The sequence below is a fragment of the Pedobacter sp. B4419 genome, from assembly GCF_059693725.1.
This window is the reverse complement of record NZ_JCASSL010000002.1, coordinates 1,960,330-1,985,670: the sequence shown is the minus strand read 5'-3', so window position 1 is coordinate 1,985,670 and position 25,341 is coordinate 1,960,330. Positions and strand designations below refer to the sequence as shown.

Genomic DNA, 25,341 nt, shown 5'->3' with positions numbered 1-25,341 from the left:
AATGCTTATTTATAAAGCGGGAAGTTGCTTACCAAAGCCTGTACTTCTTGTTTTACCTGGTTAAGGTTGTTTTCGTCTTCAGGATTGCTCAATACACGGTCGATCAAATCAACGATCTGTGCCATTTCTGTTTCTTTAAAGCCTCTTGTAGTAATTGCGGCAGTACCTACACGCATACCAGAAGTTACAAATGGCGACTTGTCATCAAAAGGAACCATGTTTTTGTTAACGGTGATATCTGCTTTCTCCAATGCATTTTCGGCCAATTTACCGGTAATGCCTTTATTGCGAAGATCGATCAGCATCAAATGGTTATCTGTTCCGCCAGAGATGATGCCATATCCCTTGGCTACAAATGCTTTGGCCATTGCCTGTGCGTTTGCACCAACTTGCTTAATGTAAGTTAAATAATCGTCGCTCAATGCTTCGCCAAAAGCAATCGCTTTAGCGGCAATGATATGCTCCAATGGTCCGCCTTGCGTACCTGGAAAAACCGCCATGTCTAAAATGGCCGACATCATCTTGATTTCTCCTTTTGGTGTTTTATGTCCCCAAGGATTTTCAAAATCCTGTCCCATCATGATCATGCCGCCACGTGGGCCGCGCAAGGTTTTATGGGTTGTAGTAGTTACGATATGGCAATGTGGCAATGGATTGCTCAGCAAGCCTTTGGCAATAAAGCCGGCCGGATGTGAAATATCTGCAAGCACCAAAGCACCAACCTGATCGGCTACTTTACGGATGAAGGCATAATCCCACTCTCTTGAATAAGCTGAAGCACCGCAGATGATCAGTTTTGGTTTCTCGGCCAATGCAACTTCTTCTAGTTTCACATAATCGATTAAACCATCTTCTCTTTTCACGCCGTAAAAGTGTGGCTGATATAATTTGCCAGAAAAATTAACTGGCGAACCATGTGTCAAGTGGCCTCCATGCGAAAGGTCGAAACCTAAAATCTTATCGCCAGGCTGGATAACGGCTAACATTACTGCCGCGTTGGCCTGTGCGCCCGAGTGAGGCTGTACGTTTACCCATGCTGCACCAAAAAGCTTTTTAGCTCTTTCGATAGCTAAATTTTCGATCTCATCAACCACTTGGCAGCCACCATAATAGCGTTTGCCCGGCAAGCCTTCGGCATATTTATTGGTTAATACCGAACCTGCAGCTTCCATTACCTGTTTGCTCACAAAGTTCTCAGATGCGATTAGTTCAAGACCATGCTCCTGTCTATCTAATTCTTGGTTAATTAGATCAAAAATTATAGTATCTCGTTTCATTATGGGAAAAGTATTTTTGGTAAAAATACTAAATTATTGCTGAATTTAAGGCAAGCCTTCTAGGCTTTATCAAGCTATGGCGAATTGCTTTTTTTGTTAAATGTTCATATTTTTTACTAAATTTAATTCTCTATTTAACTATTTAATAATGAAAAGATTAGCGCTCCTCACCATTGTATTTTTGTCTGTAGTATTCGTAACCAGTTGCAACAAAAAAGATTCTACGGCACAAGCGAACCTCAGTTACAGCTTTGGTGTTAGCAACCTATCTGCCTCTTTGGGCACAACCGCAGCAACAAGTGGCATTCCGGTTGCAACAGGCACAAATGGAAGTATTAATTGGACTGGACTATCGCTCAACATTACCAAAATTGTGTTCAATGGCAGTCATGCAGGCTCAAATGTTGCCTTCGAATCAAAGAACCTGAACTCCATTAATCCGCTACAGGCTGGCATCCTTTCGGGAACTATTGCCATTCCTGCCGGAGTATATGAAAACATCAGGTTCAGTGTAAGCCTCAATGAAAATGCAACTGTCCCTACATTTACGCTAAACGGCACCTACATTGAAGCCAGCGGCACACAAATTCCGGTATCGGTACAATTTACACAATCGCAGCTGCTTAATTTTGAAGCGAAGAGAATTGAGGTCATCCAAGGCGATTATGTGGCCAATGTATCGATTAAGATCAATCAATTGGTCACAGGGCTTACCAGAAGCGATTTCGGACAAACCACCCGAATGGGTAACAACAATGCGATTGTGGTCACCAGTTCGATCAACAAGCCTTTATACGACAAGCTAATGGCCAACCTCGCATCGACCATTAGTTTCGATATCTCTAAAAAATGAGAAATCAAGGACTTGTGCTAATGAAACTATCATGGAGCATGCCCATGATAGCTTTGTCACCGTTAAAAAACAATATGATATGCCGATGAAATTTGAAACGATTCTTGATAAAAGTATGAAGCAAAATGCCGTAATTTGTACTTTTTATATACGGCATGGAAATTAAGACTGGAGCTTTACTATCTACTATCAATTATCCCGCTGATTTAAAGCGATATAGCGAACAAGATTTAGAGCAAATTTGCCAAGAGTTGCGCCAATACATTATCGATGTGGTAAGTATAAACGGCGGGCATTTTGGAGCAAGTTTAGGTGTGGTAGAGCTCACGGTTGCCTTACATTATGCCTTAAATACCCCTTACGATAAATTGGTATGGGATGTGGGCCATCAGGCCTATGGGCACAAGATTTTAACCGGACGAAGAGAACAGTTTCATACCAACCGTATTTTAAACGGCATTAGTGGCTTTCCGAAAATAAGCGAAAGCGAATATGACACTTTTGGGGTAGGCCACTCTTCTACTTCAATTTCGGCGGCTTTGGGCATGGCCGTTGCCTCACATTACAAAGGCGAAAAAGACAGGCAGCACGTAGCCGTAATTGGCGATGGTGCCATGACAGCGGGTTTGGCTTTTGAAGGCTTGAACCACGCGGGCATCGAAAATTCGAACCTTTTGGTGATCCTGAATGATAATTGCATGTCTATCGATCCAAATGTAGGTGCCTTAAAAGAATATTTAACCAGCATTACCACTTCCAAATCATACAACCGTTTCAGAGACGATGTTTCGCACGTGCTGACCAAGCTTTCAGAACTTGGCCCGAATGCGCATAAATATGTTAAGAAGATAGAAAAAAGCATCAAAGGAACTTTGCTGAGACAAAGCAATCTTTTTGAATCGCTTAATTTCAGGTATTTTGGCCCTGTTGATGGTCATGATGTCAAAAGATTGGCTCAGGTGATCAAGGATCTTTCAGCCATTCCTGGTCCTAAATTGCTGCACTGTGTAACCGTAAAAGGCAAAGGCTTTGCATTGGCGGAGAAAGACCAAACGAAGTGGCATGCGCCAGGTTTGTTTGATAAAATTACCGGAGAAATTAAAAAACCCGTAGTAGACAAGCCTCAGCCACCTAAATACCAAGATGTTTTTGGACACTCGATTGTAGAACTAGCCGAAAGCAATTCAAAAATTGTAGGGATCACGCCTGCCATGCCTTCGGGTTCATCAATGAATATCATGATGAAAGCCATGCCAGATCGTGCTTTCGATGTGGGTATTGCCGAACAACATGCCGTAACTTTTTCAGCCGGTTTGGCTACGCAGGGATTGGTTCCTTTTTGCAACATCTATTCGAGTTTTATGCAAAGAGCCTATGACCAGGTGATTCACGATGTGGCTATCCAGAACTTGAACGTTGTATTTTGTTTAGACAGGGCTGGTGTAGCCGGTGCCGATGGCGCTACGCACCATGGCGCTTATGACATCGCTTTTATGCGCTGTGTTCCGAATATGATTGTAGCCTCCCCTATGAACGAGGAAGAGCTGCGTAACCTGATGTATACCGCGCAACAGGAAAATATAGGTCCATTTACCATCAGGTATCCTCGTGGCAATGGCGTTATGCCAGACTGGAAGCGCCCATTTAAAGCTTTGGAAATTGGCAAGGGCCGTAAAATTTGCGATGGCGAGGACGTAGCGATACTTTCTATCGGCCACGTAGGAAATTTTGCTGTAGAAGCCTGCAAAGAACTCAATAGCGAAGGAATCCATCCGGCTCATTATGACTTGCGTTTTGTAAAACCCCTCGATGCCAACTTGCTCCATGAGGTATTTACACGTTACAAAAATGTGATTACCATAGAGGATGGTTGCTTACAAGGTGGTATGGGCAGTGCGATTTTAGAGTTTATGGCTGATCATAATTATAAAGCAAACGTAACCAGGCTAGGCATTCCAGATGAATTTGTGGAGCATGGCGAACAGCCAGAATTATGGGCACTTTGTGGTTATGATACCCAGGCTATTATCGAAACGGTGAAAAAGATCGCAGTAAGCCGTACCACTAAAACCATTGCTTCTTAACTAAGTCTTGTAAGTCTAAGCTTAGTTTATTGAGCTTGTCGAAATATCGAAGACCTATCTACATTGATCAAATAAATTGGAAAAACACTCAAAAATATACATAGCCGGACACAGGGGGATGGTAGGTTCTGCCATTTACCGCAAGTTGCAAAAAGAAGGCTATACTCATCTTATCACCAGGACTTCAGAAGAGCTAGACTTGAGGAATCAGCAGGCTGTGGCCGATTTCTTTGCCCAAGAAAAACCTGAATATGTGTTTTTAGCAGCCGCTAAAGTAGGTGGCATTGTGGCCAATAATACCTATCGCGCTGATTTCCTGTATGAAAATCTGGCTATCCAAAACAATGTCATCCACGAATCTTATGTGAATGGGGTTACCAAATTGATGTTTTTAGGCTCTAGTTGCATTTATCCAAAATTGGCGCCACAGCCATTAAAAGAAGATTACTTGCTTACTGGTTTGCTTGAAGAAACCAACGAGCCTTATGCCATTGCCAAAATTGCTGGCATTAAAATGTGTGATGCTTATCGGGCACAATACGGTTGCGATTTTATTTCGGTAATGCCAACCAATTTGTATGGCTATAATGACAACTATCATCCACAAAACTCGCATGTGTTGCCCGCTTTGATCAGAAAGTTTGATGAAGCCAAGAAAAATGGTTCGAAAGAGGTGATAGTCTGGGGTTCAGGCACACCCATGCGCGAATTTCTATTTGCAGACGATTTGGCGGACGCTTGTTACTTTTTAATGCAAACCTACAGCGAGCCCAATTTAATCAATATAGGCACTGGAGAGGACCTTACTATTAAAGATTTAGCCCTGTTAATAAAGAAGGTGGTTGGCTTTGAGGGTAGATTAACATTTGACACTACTAAACCAGATGGTACACCTCGCAAATTAATGGATGTTTCGAAATTGCATGCTCTAGGCTGGAAACATCAAATTGAACTAGAAGAGGGATTGAAATTGGCTTATGAGGATTATTTAGCCAAGCAATAGGTATTAAGTAGAATATCTTAATTACTGGTAGTTATTTCCCAGACTATTTGCAATTGAAGCAGATATATTTTTCACTTCTTGTTCTAAATTTTTGGGATAAATCATAAGCACTTCTTCGTCATCAACAACAATATAATTAGAAAGCCCTTTAATTACTGCTATTTTTTCTTTAGGTATCTGGATAAGGCAATTCTCCGTGTCTTGTAAAAAGGCAGATTTACCATCAAAAGAATTATTCATTTCGTCTTTGTCCATTACCTCGTGAAGCGATGCCCATGTTCCTAAATCTGACCAGCCGAAATCGCCTGGCAAAGTATATACATTCGTTGCTTTCTCCATCAATGCAAAATCGATAGAAATATTCTCACATTTTGGATAATTCTCTTTTATAAAAAAGCTTTCATCATCAGTGTTATAAACAGGATTACCTTTTTCAAAAATTAAATATATTTCTGGCACCAAGCCTTTAAAGGCCCGCAAAAATGCATTCACGTTCCAAATAAATATTCCTGCATTCCACACGTATTCGTTAGTCGCTAAAAAAGATTTGGCCTTTTCTAACGTTGGTTTTTCTAAGAATTGCTCAACTTTAAAAATTTCGGTTGTTGATGATTTAGAATATTTAATGTAACCATAGCCTGTATCCGGCCTAGTTGGTTCAATGCCCAAAGTTAATAATGCATTATTTTTTTCGGTAAATGTTAATGCTTGCCTTATTTTGGCAATAAAAACATCTTCTTTTAAGATCAGATGGTCAGAAGGTGCTACCATTAAATTAGCTTCAGGATTCAAGCTATTTATTTTAAAAGCTGCATATGCGATACAAGGTGCAGTATTACGTCTACAAGGCTCTGAGATTATATTTTTAGTAGACACATTAGCTATTTGCTCCTTGATCAGCTCTGTATAAATCTCATTTGTAAGAAAATAAATATGCTCAGCAGGACAAACCTTTAAAAATCTTTCATAAGTTAACTGCAATAAAGACTTGCCAACACCCAATATGTCAATAAATTGTTTTGGAAAATTATTTCTGCTTTTTGGCCAAAACCGACTACCAACACCACCTGCCATAATCAGCACAAACGTGTTATTCTTTTGATTACTACCCATTAAAAATCTTGATAAATATTTCTGAATGTACTTCTTAGACCGAAAGTAACCATCGTAGTTTTATCATTGATCAGGCTATTCTTTTCTTGCCTATAGATACCGCCTACTTCTAAACGCAAATTATATTTTGGATTAAGCACATAAGATACGCGTCCGTCTAAATAGGCGAAGTTTGTTTTAAGACCTCCAGCTGTTTTATAGCCATATTGGTTAGTTCTAGTCTCATAAGATTCGTTGATATCCTTACCTACGTTTTGGCCATTACTTAATCCGTATTGTGCATAATTCATCTGAGCCGAGAAAGCCCATTTATTATACTGATAGTTCCAAATGGTTAAGAATTCTCTAAAATTAGCGCCCATTGGATGTGCTAAAGCCTCTGCATAGTTGCCATAGTTCAGCAATGAATTTCTTTGTGTATAAGTAAAAGGTCGAGCAGTGTTAAACTCGGCCAAGTAATTAAGTCCAGCCACTTTAAAGGCATCAAAACCTTTCACACCTAATTGATAGGCAAATTTATTGGCCCAATAGCCATCGCCTTTAAAAACCTCTTTTGCTGTAAATTCATCAGCAGCTGCCTGGCCATAAACGGTCAAGTTATCTAGCAACTTATATTTTGCAGTAAAACCGATCAATGCATTATCAGGAGAACCATTCATGCCTTCAACAGTTCGTAAAAAGATAACTGGATTTAGATAAGAAACGTCAAATCCCCTTTTTCCTGTCGCATCAGCATCTTGCCAGATAATCGAATCGAAAAAGCCTAAAGACAAGCGGTTGTTTACATTCCAGTCTAAGTAATGGAAAGCACCCCATTTTTTCCTAAAACCATTGTCATAAGAGAACTTAGGTGATAAAGGATCTTGAAACTGTGCCCACATCATCATGTATTTTACGCTACCCAATGTGCTTACAATCTTAAAAAACGGATACGAAGCGGAAACATCAGACAATAACATCGAGCGATAACCATCGCCTACAAAATTCTTATCATGGCCCAAAGTGAATGAGAAATACTTATTTGGCGTAAAATTCACAACGGCTGTTGCGTAAGCCCAGTCTTTTGTATTCTTTGCAACACCAAACTTATCGTTCATCATGCCAGGAATAACACCTTTGCTATTGATATAATTGGTGAGGTAATTATTGAAACGCGACTGGTTTTCGAAACCGCTACTATAAAAGCTAAATTTCTTACCAATATTACCCCCTATTTGGTAGCCTCTGGTATTTAACCAAGTGGTAATTTTATGCTCAGTATCTCTTCCGATCTGAAAATCAGGCAAGAAATCGAGGTAAACACTAAAATCTTCTTTATTTACCTCTACCAAGTGTTCGTTAAACAGTTTTCTGGTTACCCATGAGTTTCTTATCCTGTCAGTACCTATAAGCAATAAAGAATCCAATTGACGCACAATTGTGGTGTCATCGCCAATGGTTGGCCTTAAAGAAGTATGAAAGCGGGTTTCTTTGCTATACAAAGACTTGTTCAGTTTTTGATATTGAGAGTAGCTATACGGGATGATCTGCTGAGCAGGCGCAGCAAAACCTGCTGAAACGAGCAACAAGCTAAGTAAGAATTTCTTCATAAATCTATTTTGGGATTAATTTATAGCCGATGTACCATCAAGCTCTTCAAAGATAGAGTTTTTGCTCTTATATTCTTTAACCAAGGCTTTCATGGCCATTACTACCTGACGATCGTCATTTTGTTTAGCGTGGTGTAGAAGACTATAGATATGAGATTCGATCTCTGAAAACACATATTCCCTTACCCTTCCGATCATGATCTTTTCATGGTGGGTAGGCATGGTATTTTCATTATCGTTCAACAATTCTTCGAATAATTTCTCTCCTGGCCTTAAACCGGAGTATTGGATTTTAATATCTTGATTAGGCACCAATCCAGCTAAGCGGATCATTTTTTTAGCCAGTTCAACGATCTTAACCGATTTGCCCATATCAAAGATAAAGATCTCGCCGCCTTTACCCATACACCCAGCTTCCAATACCAATCGGCAAGCCTCAGGAATGGTCATAAAGTAGCGCGTAATCTCTGGGTGGGTAACGGTAACTGGTCCGCCTTTTTCAATCTGCTGCTTAAAGCGAGGGATTACCGAACCATTAGAGCCTAAAACGTTGCCAAAACGGGTCGTAATGAACTTGGTGATGGGCTTGATCTCTAAATCGTTGATATAACTCAAACCATTGCTAAAAACAAAATTATGATTGTGCAATGAGTTATTTAACGACTGCACATAGATTTCGGCAATACGCTTGGAAGCGCCCATCACGTTGGTTGGGTTTACTGCCTTATCGGTAGAGATCATTACAAACTTATGTACACCATGTTTCACTGCCATATCGGCTATGGTTTTTGTGCCCAATACGTTGGTTTTAATGGCTTCTGCCGGATTATCTTCCATTAAAGGCACGTGTTTATAGGCGGCGGCGTGATAAACATAGTGGGGCTTATAAGTCTCGAAAAGATGATCCATTCTTTTTTCATCCTTCACATCACCTACAAAAGCATGAAAATTAGTATTGGTATGCGTTTCCTCAAGCTCTAGGTAAATATGATGTAAAGCGGTTTCTGATTGATCACATAGAATAATCAGACCAGTATCGAATTTCATTAATTGTCGAACCACTTCACTACCAATAGAGCCAGCAGCACCTGTAATTAATATTCTTTTATCTTTTAATTGGTTTTGTATACCTTCAATATCGATTTGGATAGGTTTTCTATTGAGCAGGTCCTCAATATTAATGTTTTGGATCTGCGTGGTATGGAACTTACCTCCAGTCCAAGCATCAGCAGGTGGGATATTTAATACCGTTACTTCATTTTCTAGACAAACATCAACAATTTGGTTTTTACGTTCTGTAGGGATGGTATAAGAAGCAAAGATAATTTCATCAACCTCATGTTCCTTGATCAGTTCTTCTAGCTTAACAGCCGATAATATTTTAATCCCGTCTATTGTTTTACCAACCTTGCGTTCATCATCATCTACAAAAGCCATAATGGTTTTGTTTACTTTTCCATCATGATCGAAAGTACGTTTGGTAGCCAAGCCCGCCTCTCCCGCACCATAAATAATCACTTTCCTTTTGTCTAGGTTAAGATTTTTAATGTACAAGAAAAAATACTTGATCATTACCCTGTAGGTAATCAGCAACAAAAAGCTACAGAGACCGGTTACAATGATGATTGTGTTTGAAATATAAGGTGGCCTATTGAAGGCTATTACCGCCAAATTCAGAAAGAAAAAGATACCACTGCTAATTAATACGGCGAATAATATTCTAAATGTATCTTGGGCACTTGTATATCGAATAATTCCGGAATAAGTCTTTACATTAAGAAAAACAATGATATTGATAACAGTAAAAACGAGCACATTTCGGCTGAATTCTACCAGATCTAATCCAGAAAGGTCTAAGTTATATTTTACGAAATAGGCAATGGTTAAAGACAATAGGCATACGCCCAAATCCAGCAGGAAGATAATCCACCTAGGTACTATATTTATTTTACCAAACAAAATAGAATAGCCTTAATTTAAAAGTAAAGGTAACATAAAATTTATATGGTCACAAAATTTTATTCTGTTAAAGTTTTTTGAAACATTTATCAGAAAAACCAAAGTTAAGCTCCTACAGACTATTTTTAGCAATTAATCTGCTCTTCCCTTCAACCAAGAACCGTACCATAAGAAACAAAACACATGAAATTAATGTTAAAATCAACATTAATGGAAAGGATTCCTTTACATAGAAAATTATTAAGCCATTAACCAATAACTGGATAATGAAATATAACATAGAAACAAATAAATGGCTCCATTTTAATTGATTGGCCAAGTATTGATAGAAATGGCTACGATGTGCTTCAAAAATATTTTCTTTCCTCATTACCCTAAAAAAGATCGTAAATACAGCATCCAAACCATAAACCAAAAGTAATAAGACATAACTAATATTGCCCGTTTTCATAATTAATTGGCCTATTAAGAATACAATAATGAAGGCAATACTTACACTACCTACATCTCCTGCAAAGCATTTGGCTTTTATTCTAAAATTGAAAAAATTAAAAACCAATAAGGCCAACCCTGTAATAATTAACAACTCAGAAGAAGTAAATACTATCACTTTTTCATTAATGTAGTATAATGTGAAAATGGAAAGGAGGCTATACGATCCCGTAATGCCGTTTATTCCATCCATAAAATTGTATGCATTGATTGTTCCTATAACAAAAACACCTGCAATAATCAGCCAATACCAAGGATAATTGAACAAATCCCATTGATAGAACATCAACAATACAGAAAATAAGTGTACAGCTAATCTGACTTTGTTATTTAAGGTATGAATATCGTCCAAAAAGCTAATTAAAGAAATCAAGAACAACCCAATTATAAAATATGGAAACTGAAATCCATAAAAACAGAAAAAAATCAGACTAGCTAATCCAAAAATTACTCCACCTCCTCTTATCGTAACCTTAGTATGGGAACTTCTAGCATTTGGTTTGTCGATAATATTGTACTTATCAGCTATTTTAAAATATAAAAGTTCTAAGCACAGAAATAATATTAATAGACAGATCAACAATAGAAAAGACATATATTTATTTTTGAGTTATGAGTTTTGCCTACTATTTTGATTAAACAAGGCTTCGAGTTGGAGGAATAGTTTTTCTTTAGAAAAGTTTTCTTCATAAAACCTCTTACTATTTGCTTCAAGATTCAATTTTTTATCTTTTGGTTTCTGTTTCAATTCCATGGCTGCATTTGCTAATGAGTTATAATCACCGGCATCAACAGCAATTCCTGCACCACTTTCATTAATAAGAACCTTTCCTTCTCCGTTTAGCATTCCGAGTATAATCTTGCCCGATGCCAAATAAGCCTGAACTTTGGCGGGAACGGTCAGTGAAAAAATTGGAATATCTTTTAAAGATACCAACATAGCATCTGCCTGTTCAAAAAACCCTGGCATTTTCTCTATTGGATATGAGCCCATCAAAAATATATTGTCTATTTCTTTATTTGCTATTTCTTCTTTTATCCACGCAAGTTTTCTTCCGGCCCCAACAATAACCCAATTAATTCCATCCTGCTTTGTTAATATGGCAGCTTGCAGCACTGATTCAAAATCCTGGGAATCTCCCACATTTCCAGCAAAAAGTATGTTAAATCCAACTGGTAGTTGAGGAACATCCTCCTTCGGAAAAGAGCCTCGGATAAAAACGTCTTCGGCCCAATTAGGGAAATAAACTATTTTTTTTGATTTGTCATCACATTTATCAAGAATTGCTTCTCTAAAAAATTTTGAACTTATCAAAATCACATCAGCGCTTCTATAGATTTTTTTAACTATTTTATCTATAAAGTTAATTATTGGACCACTTTTGATTTTGCTACTGGCAATCAAACTTTCTGGCCAAAGATCAAGAACCCATAAAAACATAGGTATTTTTTGTCGCTTTTTGATCCATAAGCCAGGCAGCGCCATTGTTACAGGCGACAATTGCTGCACAAATATTAAGTCATACCTCTCTCTTAGCCTGAATAAGCAGGTAAAGTAAGAAAAAAACACAAAAGAAATATAATTAAGTATAAGAGTAATCCCCCTTCCTTTACCTCTCGGAAATATAGGGGTGCGTATCACATTTACGTCATTGATAATCTCCTTACTTTTGTTGAAGAAATTATAACCTTTAAAAAACTTTCCGTTTGGGTAATTAGGCTTACCTGTTAATACGGTAACGTCATAGCCCCTCTTAACAAAGTCAAATGCTATATCATTCCCCCTAAATACTTCGGGATAAAAATATTGAGAAACAAAAAGAATTTTAGTTTTCACTCCAAATTACTCTTTTAATGTAATCAACGTAACTTATAATAATACGAACTACCTTTTCAGATACATTTGGCATTGAATAATCTGTTACCCTTCTAAGAGTTCTTTCTTCCCCTCTCTTTTGAGACTGAAGTTGAGATAATCCTTGTATGATTCTTTCACTGTTCATACCAACCATCATTACGGTTGCTTCTTCCATGGCCTCTGGACGTTCGTGCGCATCTCTAATATTTAACGCCGGGAAATTTAAAATTGACGACTCCTCAGAAATTGTTCCACTATCAGATAGGACGGCAAAAGAATGCATCTGTAGCGCATTATAATCGCTAAAGCCCATCGGTTTTAGAAATTGGACTTCTGGACGCATTTCGATCTTTTTTGTCTCAATCATATTTCTGGTACGTGGATGCGTACTAACAATGATTGGGTAATTATATTTTTTGGCGATTAAATTCAGGCTGTTCATCAAACCTAAGAAGTTCTTTTCATTATTTATATTTTCTTCGCGATGTGAGGAAACTACAAAAAATTTATTTTTTTCTAAGTTTAATCGCGTTAGAACATCAGAAGCATTTATAGCTGGAAGATAATGATTTAGCACTTCGAACATTGGAGATCCTGTTTTGATAATACGATCTGCGGGCAGGCCTTCTCGCAACAGGTATTCTCTAGCTATATCACTGTAGGTTAAATTAACATCCGAAATATGGTCTACTATCTTTCTATTTGTCTCTTCTGGCACTCGCTGATCAAAGCAACGGTTTCCCGCTTCCATGTGAAATATAGGAATATGGCGTTTTTTTGCCGGAATTGCACACAAACAACTATTTGTATCGCCCAATACGAGAAAAGCATCAGGTTTCTCTGATTCTAACAAAGGATCTATCTTAATTAAAATCTGTCCTACCGTTTCGGTTGCTGTTTTACCGGCCGCGTTTAAAAAGAAATCAGGCTTGCGAATGGCTAAATCATCAAAAAAAATCTGATTCAATTCGTAATCATAATTTTGCCCTGTGTGAACTATAATATGTTCTATCGCTTGAGATTCATCCAATGCTGCCATTACCATTGCCAATCGTATAATTTCTGGCCGAGTACCAACTACAGTCATGACTTTTAGCTTCTCTTTCATATATATTTCTTAAACTGCTTCAAAATAAGTGTCTGGATCATTTGGGTCATAAAACTCATTTATCCAGAAATTGGTATATAAATCTTCTTCGCCAATATTTTTTATATTGTGGGTATACCAGATAGGCATATCTACGTATGAAGGCTCATTCCCATCTAAATGGAAGTCAAGTATTTCATCGGTTCCTATTTTTCTTAGCTGGATCAATGCCTTACCTTTAATTACAGCAAATCGTTCAATCTTGCGGGTATGATAATGATTACCCCTTGTTATTCCTGGAACCGTGGTTGAAAACGACACCTGTCCTCCAACATTTAGTCTTATTATTTCTACGAAAGCTCCTCTCGGATCTGTATGTTGTACAAATTTTACTGGATTGTGTTGCTTAATATCGATATAACATCTAAACGTGTTAAATAAGTTTAATTCAAACACATTATTTATTTCCGGTATAACTCCACTTACAAAATAAGTCGCCTTGTATTTTTCTAGCAAATTTAAAATCTCTGATACCTTATTTTCGCTCGTATGCTCAATGATAAGCATTTCTTTACCTCGTCCACTTCGAATTTCAGTTATTATGGCTTTAACCAAATCATCAACGTAGATAAGCTTAACCACCCCGTCAACATCTACCTTTGGCTGTTCACCATGTGTGAGCTGATGGGAGAACGTGGCTATAAACGAATTATAATAGGGATTACCAAAGGGACCAAATACATTTGGTATGACTAATCCAGTAAATACGGCCCCTGTTTTCGATGCCCAGTGAGCTAATAATTCTCTACCTTCCCTTTTGCTTTTTCCATATAAATTATCTCTTTCCTCTTGCGAAGAAGACGAAAACAGGACGTGAGCTTTACTATTTGTTTTTTCCAACGCATCAATGAGCTGGTTGACTAGGCCAATATTTGTTTGATAAATAACTTCCGGATCATTATGTCTGTTCATTGCAGCCAGATGTACAATTATATCACATTTCTCTACAAACAATAGTAGCTCATCCTCATTTTGAAAGTAGTCTTTATTATAAGGAATCCTTTCAAATTCATCGGGAAATAAACCCAATGTATTATATAGATGTTGGCCCACAAAACCCTCTTGACCAGTAATGCCTATCTTAATTCTCATTTTCTTGATTTGGGGCTATAAAATAATCTGAAGGGTACAAATGATCATCTTTACCTGCATGGTCTATACCATAATCTGCGAAAACAAGAAGCTCTGAATCCCCTTCTAGTGCCTGCAGGCTACTCGCATAACCAGCGGGCACATGTAATACCGAATAATCAGTTGCCTTTAAAACAAATTCTTCTTGCAAAGAGTCTTTATCTGGCATATCCCAATTAATAATTTTAACTAATTTTATTAAAAAAGCACCTTGAGCAACACTAAACCAGCGTTGTTCTATTTGATGGCCTCTCCAAGCTCTTATAATCGAAATATTTGGATGTTTGATCTGATAGAAGCGTTTGACAGGCGTCATATCAAAATCATTGATAAAACTTATAGTTCCACGTTCGTCTGTATGGCTTCCTCCAACTATTATTTTGATAGAATTAACCATTAGCTAGCGTATTGAACAGCATCTAAATCGCCAAATACTTCTCTTTTAACAAGGGGTAAATTAATCAGCAGCTTCTTCATGCCCTCTACCCCTAGTTGTTCGGTATTATGTGAGTGGTAGTCTTCAATTTTTGAAAGGTCAACTTCTCCTTCTGAAAAATATTGAGCATAATTTAAGTCACGATTATCGGCAGGAATCCGATAAAACTCACCCATATCTTCTGCTTTTACCATTTCCTCTCTTGTACAAAGTGTTTCATACAGCTTTTCGCCATGCCTTGTACCAATTATTTTGATCTCATTGCTTGCATTACATAACTGCTTTAATGCTTCGGCAAGATCCCCAATAGTTCCTGCGGGAGCTTTGTTAACAAACAGGTCTCCCGGATTGCCATGTTCAAAGGCAAATAAGACCAAGTCTACAGCATCCTCTAACGACATTAGAAAGCGAGTCATATTTGGATCTGTAATCGTTAAGGCTTGCTTTGATTTGATTTGTTTAAGGAAAAGAGGTATAACGGACCCTCTAGATGCCATTACATTTCCATAACGAGTTAAACAAACCGTAGTATCAGTTGAGTTTCTTGACGCTGCAATTGCAACTTTTTCCATTAGTGCTTTAGAAATCCCCATTGCATTTATTGGATAAGCAGCTTTATCTGTACTCAAACAAATTACTTTATTTACTTTATTTGTTATCGCGGCGTCTATTACATTTTGTGTTCCAAATACATTTGTTTTAGTCGCTTCTATTGGAAAAAACTCGCACGAAGGAACTTGTTTTAAAGCTGCGGCATGAAAAACATAATCTACGCCTCTCATACTTCTTTCTATACTATTGTAATCTCTAACATCGCCTATATAGAATTTTAGCTTATCGTTTTTCAACGAATTCCGCATATCATCCTGTTTTTTCTCATCCCGAGAAAATATACGTATTTCGCTAAAATGATCTGTGTGTAGAAATCGATTTAAAACCGCTGATCCAAATGATCCTGTACCTCCAGTAATTAATAAAGTCTTGTCGTTTAGCATTTGGACGTATTTTTAATGTTATTGAAACTTAAAGTTATTTTTTATCAGTTGATCCTTTTCCTCGGTATTGGGATAATTGATGAGTACGGCTTTGTAAACGCCCTTAAACACAAACAAGCTTCCAGCTGAGGCCCCAACAATGCCAAATTTATTAATGAGTTGCCCGATATCTTCTAGCGATCCAGCCCCTCCTAAAATAGTTAGGGGAAGAGTTGTACTTTCTCTCATCCTTTCGGCAAGTGGCATATCATATCCCTTCATCATACCATCATTATCGATGAAGTTGAGCACAATTTCTCCAGCACCATGGCTTTCTACTTGCTTTGCTAGTTCAAAAGGATTTTTACCTGTTCCTTTCTTGCCATTGTTTATATAGACCTCATAACCACCCAATAGCTTCTTTTTAACATCTATTACAACAACTACGCTTTGATTGCCCACACGTTCGGCAATTTTACCTACCAAGCCAACATCTTCTACAGCGGCAGAGCTAATTGCGATTTTTTCGACCCCTAATCCAAAAATACGTTGAGCTTGATCGGCAGTTTTTACGCCACCTCCATAACAAAGAGGCATGCGACATTCTGCGGCGAGATTTTCAATCATTTTATAGTCTGGTTCTCTCTTTTGTACAGATGCATCAATATCAAGTACCGTTAATTCGTCGACACGCTTTTCATTAAAAATTCTAACCGCATTAATTGGATCTCCAACATATTTTGGATCTTTGAATTTAACTGTTTTAACCAACCCTTTGTCGTGAACAAGGAGGCAGGGTATTATTCTAGGTCTTAGCATTATAACTCTGAAAAATTTTTTAGTAGTTGGATCCCAAACTCATGGCTCTTTTCTGGATGAAACTGTACACCATAGATATTCTCTTTGTTAACTGCACAGCTAAATTCGATTCCGTATTCAGATGCAGCTATTGCATCATGGCCAACATTGCAATGGAAATAATAAGAATGCAAGAAGTAAAATTTAGCATCTTTTTCTAAGCCTGCCAACAATCTATTCTCTTTAACAAGTGTAATATCATTCCAGCCCATATGAGGCAGGTGCGTTTTAAACTTTATTTTGCTCTCATCAAACTTTTTTACGCTTGCATCTATCCAACCTAAGCCTGGCAATTTACCTTCATCGCTTGAGTTTGCAAGCATTTGCATACCAACACATATGCCTATAACCGGCAATCCCTTTTCAAGCACTAAATGATCTAGGCTTTGGCGCATTCCTGATGCCTCTAACTGGCTCATTGCATGGTCAAATGCTCCCACACCCGGGAGAATTAATTTTTCTACATTTTCTAAATCCTCAGCTCGTTTTGCAATCTTAAGCGGAACATCTAATTTCTTATATATGTTCGCAAATGCCCTAATATTTCCTACGCCGTAATCTATTATAGCTATCATCTAAAAAGTCTCTTTTCTAAGCCCAATATCCTCATTACCCTAGTTCCAAGAGCAATGATACTTTTCTTATTCTTATAATTTCTATAAGTTTTGTTTTCTCCATCAAAAATAGCTTGTAACTCATCAACTGTAAGATCCAACTTATTTGCAACATACTCAAATTCCTGTTTCAGAAATTGCTCATCTAGTTCCGGCCTAGAAACCCGATCCAATGCTTCTTCTCTTGTCATTTGATTAGTAAGAATTAGGCTAGAGAAATGGGCTCTGCGCTTTTCAAACCCGAATTTCCTTGGCAACCAATAATCTTCATAAAATCTTGTAAAACGAGATTCGTGATGTTTATGCTGAAATTTCTGCCAACCAAATTTATCTTCAAGTAATTTCTCAACATCCTTTTTGATGTAAGGAACTAGATCCAAAGGCTTAAAAACCTGCATTCCCAAAAAGTACTTATAAAATATTTTATACTTTAAAATATCAACTATTGGAAAACTCTTTAGTGGTCTTTTACCAAATTTGCTATGGATATCTTCAACCAATGTTTGATCTATACCTGCATAACCGCCCCATTCTTCGGGTTCGCGACAACATTCGGTAGAAATATTTGATCCAGTCAGCACATATTTGATTTTATTTTTTCTGGCAAACTTATAAAGGGCAGAAAAAAATGCATAATCCTGTACCAAATCTTGGTCAGGTATCTGAGATTTCAAAAATGCAACCTGCAAATCTTTTACTTCTTCCCAATTGATTACTTCTGTATATAAATCTAATCCTAATCCATCTATTAATTTTTCGATATTTCCCACTGCCTGCTGAGTGTTCCAACCAGCATCAACATGAAATATCAGTGGCCTAAGACCCATCTTTTCCTTTGCAATATATGTCAAATAAGAGCTATCCAAACCGCCGCTCATTCCAATTATGCAGTCGAAATCCTTCCCCACGCCCTGTTTCTTTATCTTTTCGGCAATTTTCATTAATTCAGCTTCTCCGCGCTCATCAGTATGCCAATTTGGGAGCATTACATTATGAAAATTATAATAGTAATCACTTATGCCTTCCCCATCAAAAATAATATTCGGGTCTGAGGTGTCCATTATGGTCTTTGTACAAATTTGATATTCCCTATTGCTCATATATTATTTTTTTTTGCAAAAACAATCAACTATCTAATTGTTTGCTAAACTGCTTTTTTTAATTCTTCGTTTAAGCTCAAAATAACTTTTGGCAAAAACCAGTCTCGAAACTATCTTTTTAATCAATGATCTATCTACAATGCTTGCATTATTTCCATGTATTCTTCTTAACAAAGTTATTTCATCAAGATGTATGTTTGACTTTAGAAGATTTCCGGCCATCGCGATCCAAAGATCGTGAGATTCAACGTAACTTGGTATGGGCAGGATAACTTCATTCAATTTCTTATGAAAAACCATTGCACAACCATAATAATTTGTTTTTCCCGTAAAAATAGCCAAAATATTTTTATTATACCTGGAGGAGTCTCCTGAAGAGACACCATCAAGATAAAACTCTATTTTCTCTCCTTTATCATTCATAAAATCAGAATTGGTTGTAAGCAACAGTTTGCTTTGTTCCAATAATTGATTTTTCATCAAACTCAATCTATTCTCTACCCATAAGTCATCTTGATCAGCCATGAATATTACTTCATGGTTAGCCAATGAAACCGCTCTTCCAAAAGAATAAACATGGCTTTTATTGGTTTCATTTTTGAAGATTTTAATTCGATCATCTTTAAATCCCTCTAAAATCTCTACTGTCCGGTCTTTAGAACAGTCGTCAACCACAATAACTTCATCATTTGGAGAAAGTTGCTGCAAAATTGATTCAATTTGTTCTACTAGGTATTTCTCTCCATTATAGGCCGCAATGCAAACACTTACCTTTATCCTATCGTTATTCATTTTATTAAATACCATTTGCTTCGATTTTATTGCCATTAATATCTAACATCTTCGCCCAATACCATAACACAATCAATAAACCAAAAGAATTGAACATAATAGGATTAGTTAACGAAAAGATAAGGTACATTACAAAGACTGCGAAATAGCAACCTTTTTCTTGAATATAAGTTTTAATGTTTTTAGAAGGAAATAATATGAAAACATATAATACTATGCCTAGAAAAAAGCCAAAATATCTAAACATGTCAAGCGGCGTTATCTCAGTATGAGACCTAAATGCATTGCTACCTTTTGAATAATAGTAAGATGCCAAACCATCTCCGGTAATAAAATTTCCAAAATTCATATGATCAATGAATGATTCTACGTGCAGAATTTTTGTTCTATTTGAGACTTCTTCACCACTAAATAAGATGGTATTGGACAGTATATAACCTATTACCAAAGTAAGTATGGGTATGCTAATTGCCAAAAAGACGAACTTATTAACTAATTTTAATCTCAGGTACAAGATTGAAAACAAACCAAGAAGCGTTGTTACGATAAGCCCTCTTGAGGCGCTAAAAATTATTGATGCAGAAAGAATAATTAGTGCAAGTAGATCCAAAAATCTCTTTTTCTTCAGAAAAGACAATAAAAACAAGCAAAATGGAAGATACAAAAATGGTGTCGATCCAATTAAGTATACCTTAGTTATATCATCAGAGAAATTCCTATCGCTTGCTGATCCCGAGCTATACAGTTCAAAATAAGAAACAAATGGGTTTCCAGGAAAGTTAATAAGGATATAGAATGAAATACTGCTATATATAGTTAATATTATGCCGGAAAACTTCACAATCCAATCCATATTTAACTTATATTTTATAATTGGATAAATAAGAAAGAGTACAAGCACTGCCAGCATAAACTGATTAGTTAATTCTCGCTCTACATTATTAAAGAAAGCAAGAAGGAAACCATATGCAAAAATTCCAACTATTACAATTGGAGCGATTGTATATATTTTACTTTTCTTATTAGTATTAACAATCATACAAGCAATGATGATTGCGAAAAACAACTTATTTAGAATGGAAACGGGTATTAGCAAGGTTGTTAAAAAAAACAACACAAATATTACCTGTATAAATTTTCTAAACATATCTGTTGCTTAGCTGTTAATTGATCTTTTTGTTATAAGATTTTAAAAAAATCTTTAAAAACACACTATCCTTGAATTTCACAGCCAATTTAGCGGAATAGGCTAAACACCAAAAACCAATAAGTAAGGCCTCTTTTGTATTCTGTGATGAAGCTTTAGCTCCATCACAGAAAAAAACATGCCTTCTGGCAACTTTATTTTTATCTGCCTCAAATGAGGAAAGATCATGATCACAATAACAATCCAGCAGATAGAAGTTTGTATATTCTTTTTTATACTTATCAAAAAAATAAGGGTCCATATAATCCAGCTTGATTTCAGGTTTGAACATCCCAATTTTCTCAAAAGAATCAGCAGTGATAAACATCCCGCTATATAATAGTGTTTTTTTTGTGTAATTATTCCATCCAGGCTGTACGCTACTAGATACTGATGCTCGCATCAATATATATTTAGAAGGAGAAACTATTTGACCATTAGACAACAAAACTGGAACAATTAAGTTTAAGTCTTGATGCTCTTGAAGAGCTGCAAACAATTTTTGAAAATAATCAACGGGGTAAGAGGTATCAGGATTTGAAAATAATATCCATTTTTTCCCATTTGCCTTTGCGATGAAAAAAGCTTCATTTGATGCTTTACTTAATCCTGGATTACTTGGATCATGTCTATAAGTTACATTCCAACCTGATAAGTTAAGATTTTCATCATACAATGGCGATGGGCTATTATCATAGACTATTAAATCTATTGGTACTGTTATTCCTGCAGATTTGGCTGAAGCTGATAATGATAGAAAAGCCTTTGAATCTTCTATGGTTGAATTATAGATGACAATTGCACAGCACATTTTAGGCACTATTTCTTTATTTATTACTTCGGCTATCATTATTTGATCTTATATGCCCAATATTGATTTATAATTATATTAATCTATTTAAATAGACCTTTTTCCTTTAGTTCTGCGATTGACTGATTATACCTATCTGTGGCTACCTTTTGATCATTAACCCAGTTAGTAAACAATTTAATTCCTTCATCGAAGTAAACTATTGGCTTAAAACCTAGCTTTTTGGTAATTTTTGTCAAGTCGGCATAATTGTGTCTAATATCACCAAGCCTATAATTTCCCGATATTTTAACAGGAACTTTAGCCCCATAAGCTTGAATTAAGGTATTAGCAACCGTTATAACATTGGTAGCAACTCCAGTGCCAACATTAAAAATCTCATTATTTGCCTGATCGTTTTCAATCCCTAAAATCGTGGCATTTACCACATCGTCTATAAACACAAAATCCCTACTTTCTAAGCCATCTTCAAAAATATTAATGGCGTTACCATTTTTAATCTGTGTTGAGAATATAGATAGAATGCCGGTATATGGATTCGAAAGTGATTGTCCTGGGCCATATACATTTTGATATCTAAACGCCACAGGTGCAATACCTAAACTTGGACAAACCGTCATTACCATCTGTTCCTGATTTTGTTTGGTTATACCATATACAGAAGATGGATGTATTTTTGAATCCTCATCAGTAGCTACCAGTGCCAATTTTGTATCACTTCCAAGATATTTTACCTCAAAATCAGCCCTATCCATATCTTCAGCGACGCGATGTTTTGGATATACAAACCCTAATTCATCAGAGTGGTATTTGCCCTCGCCATATATTGATCTTGAAGATGCTACGACTACTTTTTTTACCTTATGCGTAGTATTTGTGAGCAAGTCAAGCATTAATGCAGTCCCGCCAATATTTACATTGGTATAGTTTTCGATTTCATACATGGATTGCCCGGTACCCGTTTCTGCCGCGTAATGCACAATAATGTCCTGGTCAGCAATTGCCCGGATCCAATCTTCTCTCTTAGTAACGCTTCCTTTAATAAAATTAACCTTTTCTTTAATGCTATTGTACAGAGGTGAATCAATATTGGGGTTATCACCATGTATTTGTGGCGACAAATTATCTAAGACTGTAACCTTATAGCTTTTTGATATTAATTTAAGTGCCAAGTTTGAACCAATGAAACCTGCGCCACCTGTAATAAGTATATTTTTCATTTAAATAGTTAAAGTACATTTTTTATATTTCCGCACCACCTTTAATAACCTATATGCTTATTGTTTAGCAATTAGCTCATCTATAATTGATTTGAAATTAGATGCAAAATCACGGGTTCTCTGATTTAAATATAAATCCAGTTCATATGTTGATGCCATTTCTTCTTTAACCTCTCCGTTCCAAATCTTTTCCAAAATATTCATCAGCTGTATTTCGTTATTTGGATCGAAATAATACGCATTTTTAGGATCTTGTTCTTGATGGACAGCAATATTGGACAAGATTATTATTTTACCTATACTCTTGGCTTCCTCTACTGTAGAGCTCCATCCCTCAAAAAAAGAAGGATTAATGACACCTAGTGATTGTTTGATTAATTCCAATACATCATAATAAGGGATTAACCCTAGAAATTTAATTTGCTCAGTTAAGCCATTATCTAAAACGTAGTCTCTGAGCATCTCTACATGATGATTTTTACACCTAAAATCATTCATCAATCCGCTAGTAAGAATTTTAACGTAAAGCCCTTGATCTTTCAAAAGCTTAATTGCCTTAAAAACAGTGATATGATTTTTATGCTCCCAAAATTGGTTTGGCAAATAAAAATAGGGGCCCTCTACGTATTTGCTAATATCTTTCGTTTGGTCTATAGAGTTTTTTAATATGTCGGGTTGCGATACAAAATGTAATACTTTGGTTTTTGCTTCAGCAGTTGAATATACGCTTAATAGATCTTTTAGAGCATCGAAGCTACTCACCACCATTCTATCGCTGTTTTTTATCATTTTCTTATGCAGCGATGTTTCTTCCTCTAATTGTTTTTCAGTCCATAATTGTGGATATCGTAAGTATTGAAAATCAGGGATCCAGTTGATAGATTTTATGTATTTAGTTAGCGGGATGTAATTGGAGTGTGAAATCACAGCGATTTTATATTTTTTAAGCATCTGATGGGTAAATAAATCGAAGCTGAACAACCGATCTGTTACTTTTGATACAAACCACGGAAATGATTTTCGTTGAAGGATTTTTGTTGGGACAATCGTCGCATACTCTTCAAAAAGAGTGATATATTCCTGATCTAAGTCTGTTGGTACAAAGAGAAATATCTTGATTTCATTTGAATAATATTTATGAAGTGCATAAAATAAATTCTTAAGGTAATTAATGCCTCCCTTATATTCAACTGAGAAATTGAGTAAAAACCCTATTCTTATCATTAATTTAATCCTTTAAAATATTTGACATAAGCTTCAATCCCTTCTTCAAAAGATACCATAGGTTTCCAATTCAAAGCTCTCGCTTTTTTTATATCTGCCCAAAAATAAACCGGATCTCCTTCCTTAACTTCACCACTAAACTCAACGCCAACATTTCTACCAAAACGCTTAACAATAAGTTCAATTACTTTATTTATTTCTGTTGTTATACCAGACCCCCCATTGATTACTTCAAAACCATTAATTTTCTCAGAAAAAATTCTTAAAAGGCTAGCTGCATCAGCCACATGAATCCAATCTCTTGTTTCTTTACCAGTACCAAAAAACACTACGTTATCCGCTTGCGATATCTTCCTACATGCATCCCATAATAACTGTTTCTTTAGACCTTCTCCATATATGGAAAAATATCTAATAATACCTATATCAATCTTAAAGCTTTTATGGTATGATAAACACAGATCTTCAGCAATTTTTTTGTGAAACCCATAAGGAGATACAGGAACAGCACTCATATGCTCTTCTATTGGCCTATCTCCTAGATTTCCCTGCACAGCTGGGCTAGACGGATAAATAAGTTTACAATTAGGGTTTTGCAACCTAATAAACTCTAATAGTGATAACGTGCTTTGAACGCTTTTCTGGAAATCTTCATAAGGGTTATCATGAGAAAAACCAACCGAGCCACTTCCTCCACAGTGCACTATAACGTCAAATTTTTTATTGATGTTTAATAATGCTTCAAATGTAATAGTTGTCTCAAACCATTCATCAATCCCGAATTTTGAAAACTCGTCAGCATACCACTTGCCATGGCCAACACCAACTATATAATCCCCGTATGCTTTAAACTCTTTTGCGACATTTCTACCTAAGAAACCATAAGCGCCTGTAATTAGTATATTTCTCATCATATTTAGGCCTGTGGCAAAATAAAATCCTTCATTCCAAGCTCCTTATGTCAGATACAAAGTTAAAAATTTCATCAACAAAATTGAATTTAAATTAATAACACAGAGATATCGACAAAAGGCCAATTCTTTAGCCATTATTAGACAATCACTTTTTTTATAAATACTGCTGGATTACCTCCTACCACTGTCCAAGGTTCCACATCCTTAACAACTACGCTACCTGCTGCCACAATGGCCCCCTCCCCAACCGTAACACCTTTCAGAATTATACTGTTCATTCCAATCCATGCATCAGAACATATTCTGATGGGTTTAGTCTCTACAACGTTCCAATTTTTATGACGAATAAACAATTCTCCACTTCTCAGATCTGTCAGCTGTTGAACAATATCTTTTCTTCGTTCCCTAAAATCAATAGAGTGGGAATTATGATCATAAAAATAACAACCCCAGGCTACAAAAACATTATCTTCAAATACCACTTCTGATCGGCAAATAATCGTACTATTACCTATATATGTTTTATTGCCAACCTTTACTACCCCCTCACCAGACTCAAAAATGATTTTACAATCCAAAATGCTATCGTCGCCAACATATAAATATTTTTTATCCGGTAAAGGAACGTAGGTATCTATACCAAAACCTTCGAAGAAATGCGAATTACCCTTGAATATATATTTTGTTGTTTTGAGCATTCTATATT

23 protein-coding genes are annotated in these 25,341 nt (G+C 36.4%); 3 read left to right on the top strand and 20 right to left on the bottom strand.

Annotated features, from left to right (window positions below; genetic code table 11):
- Nucleotides 1-5: 5 nt before the first annotated feature.
- Nucleotides 6-1,277 carry a serine hydroxymethyltransferase gene (glyA, locus tag AC570H_RS20135; RefSeq protein ID WP_497358262.1) on the bottom strand — a complete coding sequence of 424 codons (1,272 nt, stop codon included), beginning with the start codon at nt 1,275-1,277 and terminating at the stop codon, nt 6-8.
- A gap of 148 nt (nt 1,278-1,425) precedes the next feature.
- Between glyA and AC570H_RS20130 the strand changes: the two genes are divergently transcribed.
- The 3 genes from AC570H_RS20130 (at nt 1,426) to fcl (ending at nt 5,217) form a co-directional block, all read left to right on the top strand.
- A complete protein-coding gene (locus AC570H_RS20130; protein WP_497358260.1) occupies nt 1,426-2,130 on the top strand; it encodes a hypothetical protein in 705 nt (234 codons plus the stop codon).
- Between the two features lie 155 nt (nt 2,131-2,285).
- On the top strand, nt 2,286-4,214 hold the full coding sequence (gene dxs / locus AC570H_RS20125; RefSeq protein WP_497358258.1) for a 1-deoxy-D-xylulose-5-phosphate synthase: 1,929 nt from the start codon (nt 2,286-2,288) through the stop codon (nt 4,212-4,214).
- A 76-nt stretch (nt 4,215-4,290) separates the two neighbouring features.
- Nucleotides 4,291-5,217 (top strand): GDP-L-fucose synthase, encoded by a 927-nt coding sequence (fcl, locus tag AC570H_RS20120; RefSeq protein WP_497358256.1) that lies wholly within the window; start codon nt 4,291-4,293, stop codon nt 5,215-5,217.
- A 21-nt stretch (nt 5,218-5,238) separates the two neighbouring features.
- Here fcl and AC570H_RS20115 read toward each other — a convergent pair whose 3' ends face one another.
- The 19 genes from AC570H_RS20115 to AC570H_RS20025 all read right to left on the bottom strand — a co-directional run bounded on the left by AC570H_RS20115 (nt 5,239) and on the right by AC570H_RS20025 (nt 25,333).
- Complete coding sequence (locus AC570H_RS20115; RefSeq protein WP_497358254.1) at nt 5,239-6,330, bottom strand: mannose-1-phosphate guanylyltransferase; 1,092 nt, start codon at nt 6,328-6,330, stop codon at nt 5,239-5,241.
- Nucleotides 6,330-7,919 carry a gliding motility protein RemB gene (locus AC570H_RS20110; RefSeq protein WP_497358252.1) on the bottom strand — a complete coding sequence of 530 codons (1,590 nt, stop codon included), beginning with the start codon at nt 7,917-7,919 and terminating at the stop codon, nt 6,330-6,332. The genes AC570H_RS20115 and AC570H_RS20110 overlap by 1 nt, the downstream gene beginning before the upstream one ends.
- A 15-nt stretch (nt 7,920-7,934) precedes the next feature.
- Nucleotides 7,935-9,878, bottom strand: a complete 1,944-nt coding sequence (locus AC570H_RS20105; protein ID WP_497358250.1) for a polysaccharide biosynthesis protein — start codon at nt 9,876-9,878, stop codon at nt 7,935-7,937.
- A gap of 112 nt (nt 9,879-9,990) precedes the next feature.
- Complete coding sequence (locus tag AC570H_RS20100; RefSeq protein WP_497358248.1) at nt 9,991-10,965, bottom strand: MraY family glycosyltransferase; 975 nt, start codon at nt 10,963-10,965, stop codon at nt 9,991-9,993.
- A 15-nt stretch (nt 10,966-10,980) separates the two neighbouring features.
- The gene (locus tag AC570H_RS20095; protein ID WP_497358246.1) at nt 10,981-12,207 is read right to left on the bottom strand and encodes a glycosyltransferase family 4 protein; all 1,227 of its coding nucleotides are present in this window, start codon (nt 12,205-12,207) and stop codon (nt 10,981-10,983) included.
- Nucleotides 12,197-13,336, bottom strand: coding sequence for a non-hydrolyzing UDP-N-acetylglucosamine 2-epimerase (gene wecB, locus AC570H_RS20090; RefSeq protein ID WP_497358244.1), 1,140 nt, complete (start codon nt 13,334-13,336; stop codon nt 12,197-12,199). Before wecB ends, AC570H_RS20095 begins: the two co-directional genes overlap by 11 nt.
- 9 nt (nt 13,337-13,345) lie before the next feature.
- Nucleotides 13,346-14,467, bottom strand: a complete 1,122-nt coding sequence (locus tag AC570H_RS20085; RefSeq protein WP_497358242.1) for a polysaccharide biosynthesis C-terminal domain-containing protein — start codon at nt 14,465-14,467, stop codon at nt 13,346-13,348.
- Nucleotides 14,457-14,903 carry a cupin domain-containing protein gene (locus tag AC570H_RS20080; protein ID WP_497358240.1) on the bottom strand — a complete coding sequence of 149 codons (447 nt, stop codon included), beginning with the start codon at nt 14,901-14,903 and terminating at the stop codon, nt 14,457-14,459. Before AC570H_RS20080 ends, AC570H_RS20085 begins: the two co-directional genes overlap by 11 nt.
- Nucleotides 14,903-15,937: a polysaccharide biosynthesis protein gene (locus AC570H_RS20075; RefSeq protein WP_497358238.1), complete on the bottom strand. Its 1,035-nt coding sequence runs from the start codon at nt 15,935-15,937 to the stop codon at nt 14,903-14,905. The genes AC570H_RS20080 and AC570H_RS20075 overlap by 1 nt, the downstream gene beginning before the upstream one ends.
- Before the next feature lie 18 nt (nt 15,938-15,955).
- Entirely contained in the window at nt 15,956-16,735 is a 780-nt protein-coding gene (locus AC570H_RS20070) for an AglZ/HisF2 family acetamidino modification protein (RefSeq protein ID WP_497358236.1), read from the bottom strand.
- Nucleotides 16,735-17,349 carry an imidazole glycerol phosphate synthase subunit HisH gene (gene hisH / locus AC570H_RS20065; protein ID WP_497358234.1) on the bottom strand — a complete coding sequence of 205 codons (615 nt, stop codon included), beginning with the start codon at nt 17,347-17,349 and terminating at the stop codon, nt 16,735-16,737. The genes AC570H_RS20070 and hisH overlap by 1 nt, the downstream gene beginning before the upstream one ends.
- A complete protein-coding gene (locus AC570H_RS20060) occupies nt 17,346-18,488 on the bottom strand; it encodes an N-acetyl sugar amidotransferase (RefSeq protein ID WP_497358232.1) in 1,143 nt (380 codons plus the stop codon). Before AC570H_RS20060 ends, hisH begins: the two co-directional genes overlap by 4 nt.
- Nucleotides 18,489-18,521: 33 nt before the next feature.
- Nucleotides 18,522-19,280: a glycosyltransferase gene (locus AC570H_RS20055; RefSeq protein ID WP_497358230.1), complete on the bottom strand. Its 759-nt coding sequence runs from the start codon at nt 19,278-19,280 to the stop codon at nt 18,522-18,524.
- Nucleotides 19,281-19,284: 4 nt separating this feature from the next.
- Nucleotides 19,285-20,427, bottom strand: coding sequence for an O-antigen polymerase (locus tag AC570H_RS20050; RefSeq protein WP_497358228.1), 1,143 nt, complete (start codon nt 20,425-20,427; stop codon nt 19,285-19,287).
- Nucleotides 20,428-20,443: 16 nt separating this feature from the next.
- The gene (locus tag AC570H_RS20045) at nt 20,444-21,316 is read right to left on the bottom strand and encodes a glycosyltransferase (RefSeq protein WP_497358226.1); all 873 of its coding nucleotides are present in this window, start codon (nt 21,314-21,316) and stop codon (nt 20,444-20,446) included.
- 44 nt (nt 21,317-21,360) lie between these two features.
- Nucleotides 21,361-22,497: an NAD-dependent epimerase/dehydratase family protein gene (locus tag AC570H_RS20040; RefSeq protein ID WP_497358224.1), complete on the bottom strand. Its 1,137-nt coding sequence runs from the start codon at nt 22,495-22,497 to the stop codon at nt 21,361-21,363.
- Between the two features lie 57 nt (nt 22,498-22,554).
- Nucleotides 22,555-23,721, bottom strand: a complete 1,167-nt coding sequence (locus tag AC570H_RS20035; protein ID WP_497358222.1) for a glycosyltransferase family 4 protein — start codon at nt 23,719-23,721, stop codon at nt 22,555-22,557.
- Nucleotides 23,721-24,635 (bottom strand): NAD-dependent epimerase/dehydratase family protein, encoded by a 915-nt coding sequence (locus tag AC570H_RS20030; protein ID WP_497358220.1) that lies wholly within the window; start codon nt 24,633-24,635, stop codon nt 23,721-23,723. The genes AC570H_RS20035 and AC570H_RS20030 overlap by 1 nt, the downstream gene beginning before the upstream one ends.
- A 137-nt stretch (nt 24,636-24,772) precedes the next feature.
- On the bottom strand, nt 24,773-25,333 hold the full coding sequence (locus AC570H_RS20025) for an acyltransferase (protein ID WP_497358218.1): 561 nt from the start codon (nt 25,331-25,333) through the stop codon (nt 24,773-24,775).
- Between the last annotated feature and the right edge of the window lie 8 nt (nt 25,334-25,341).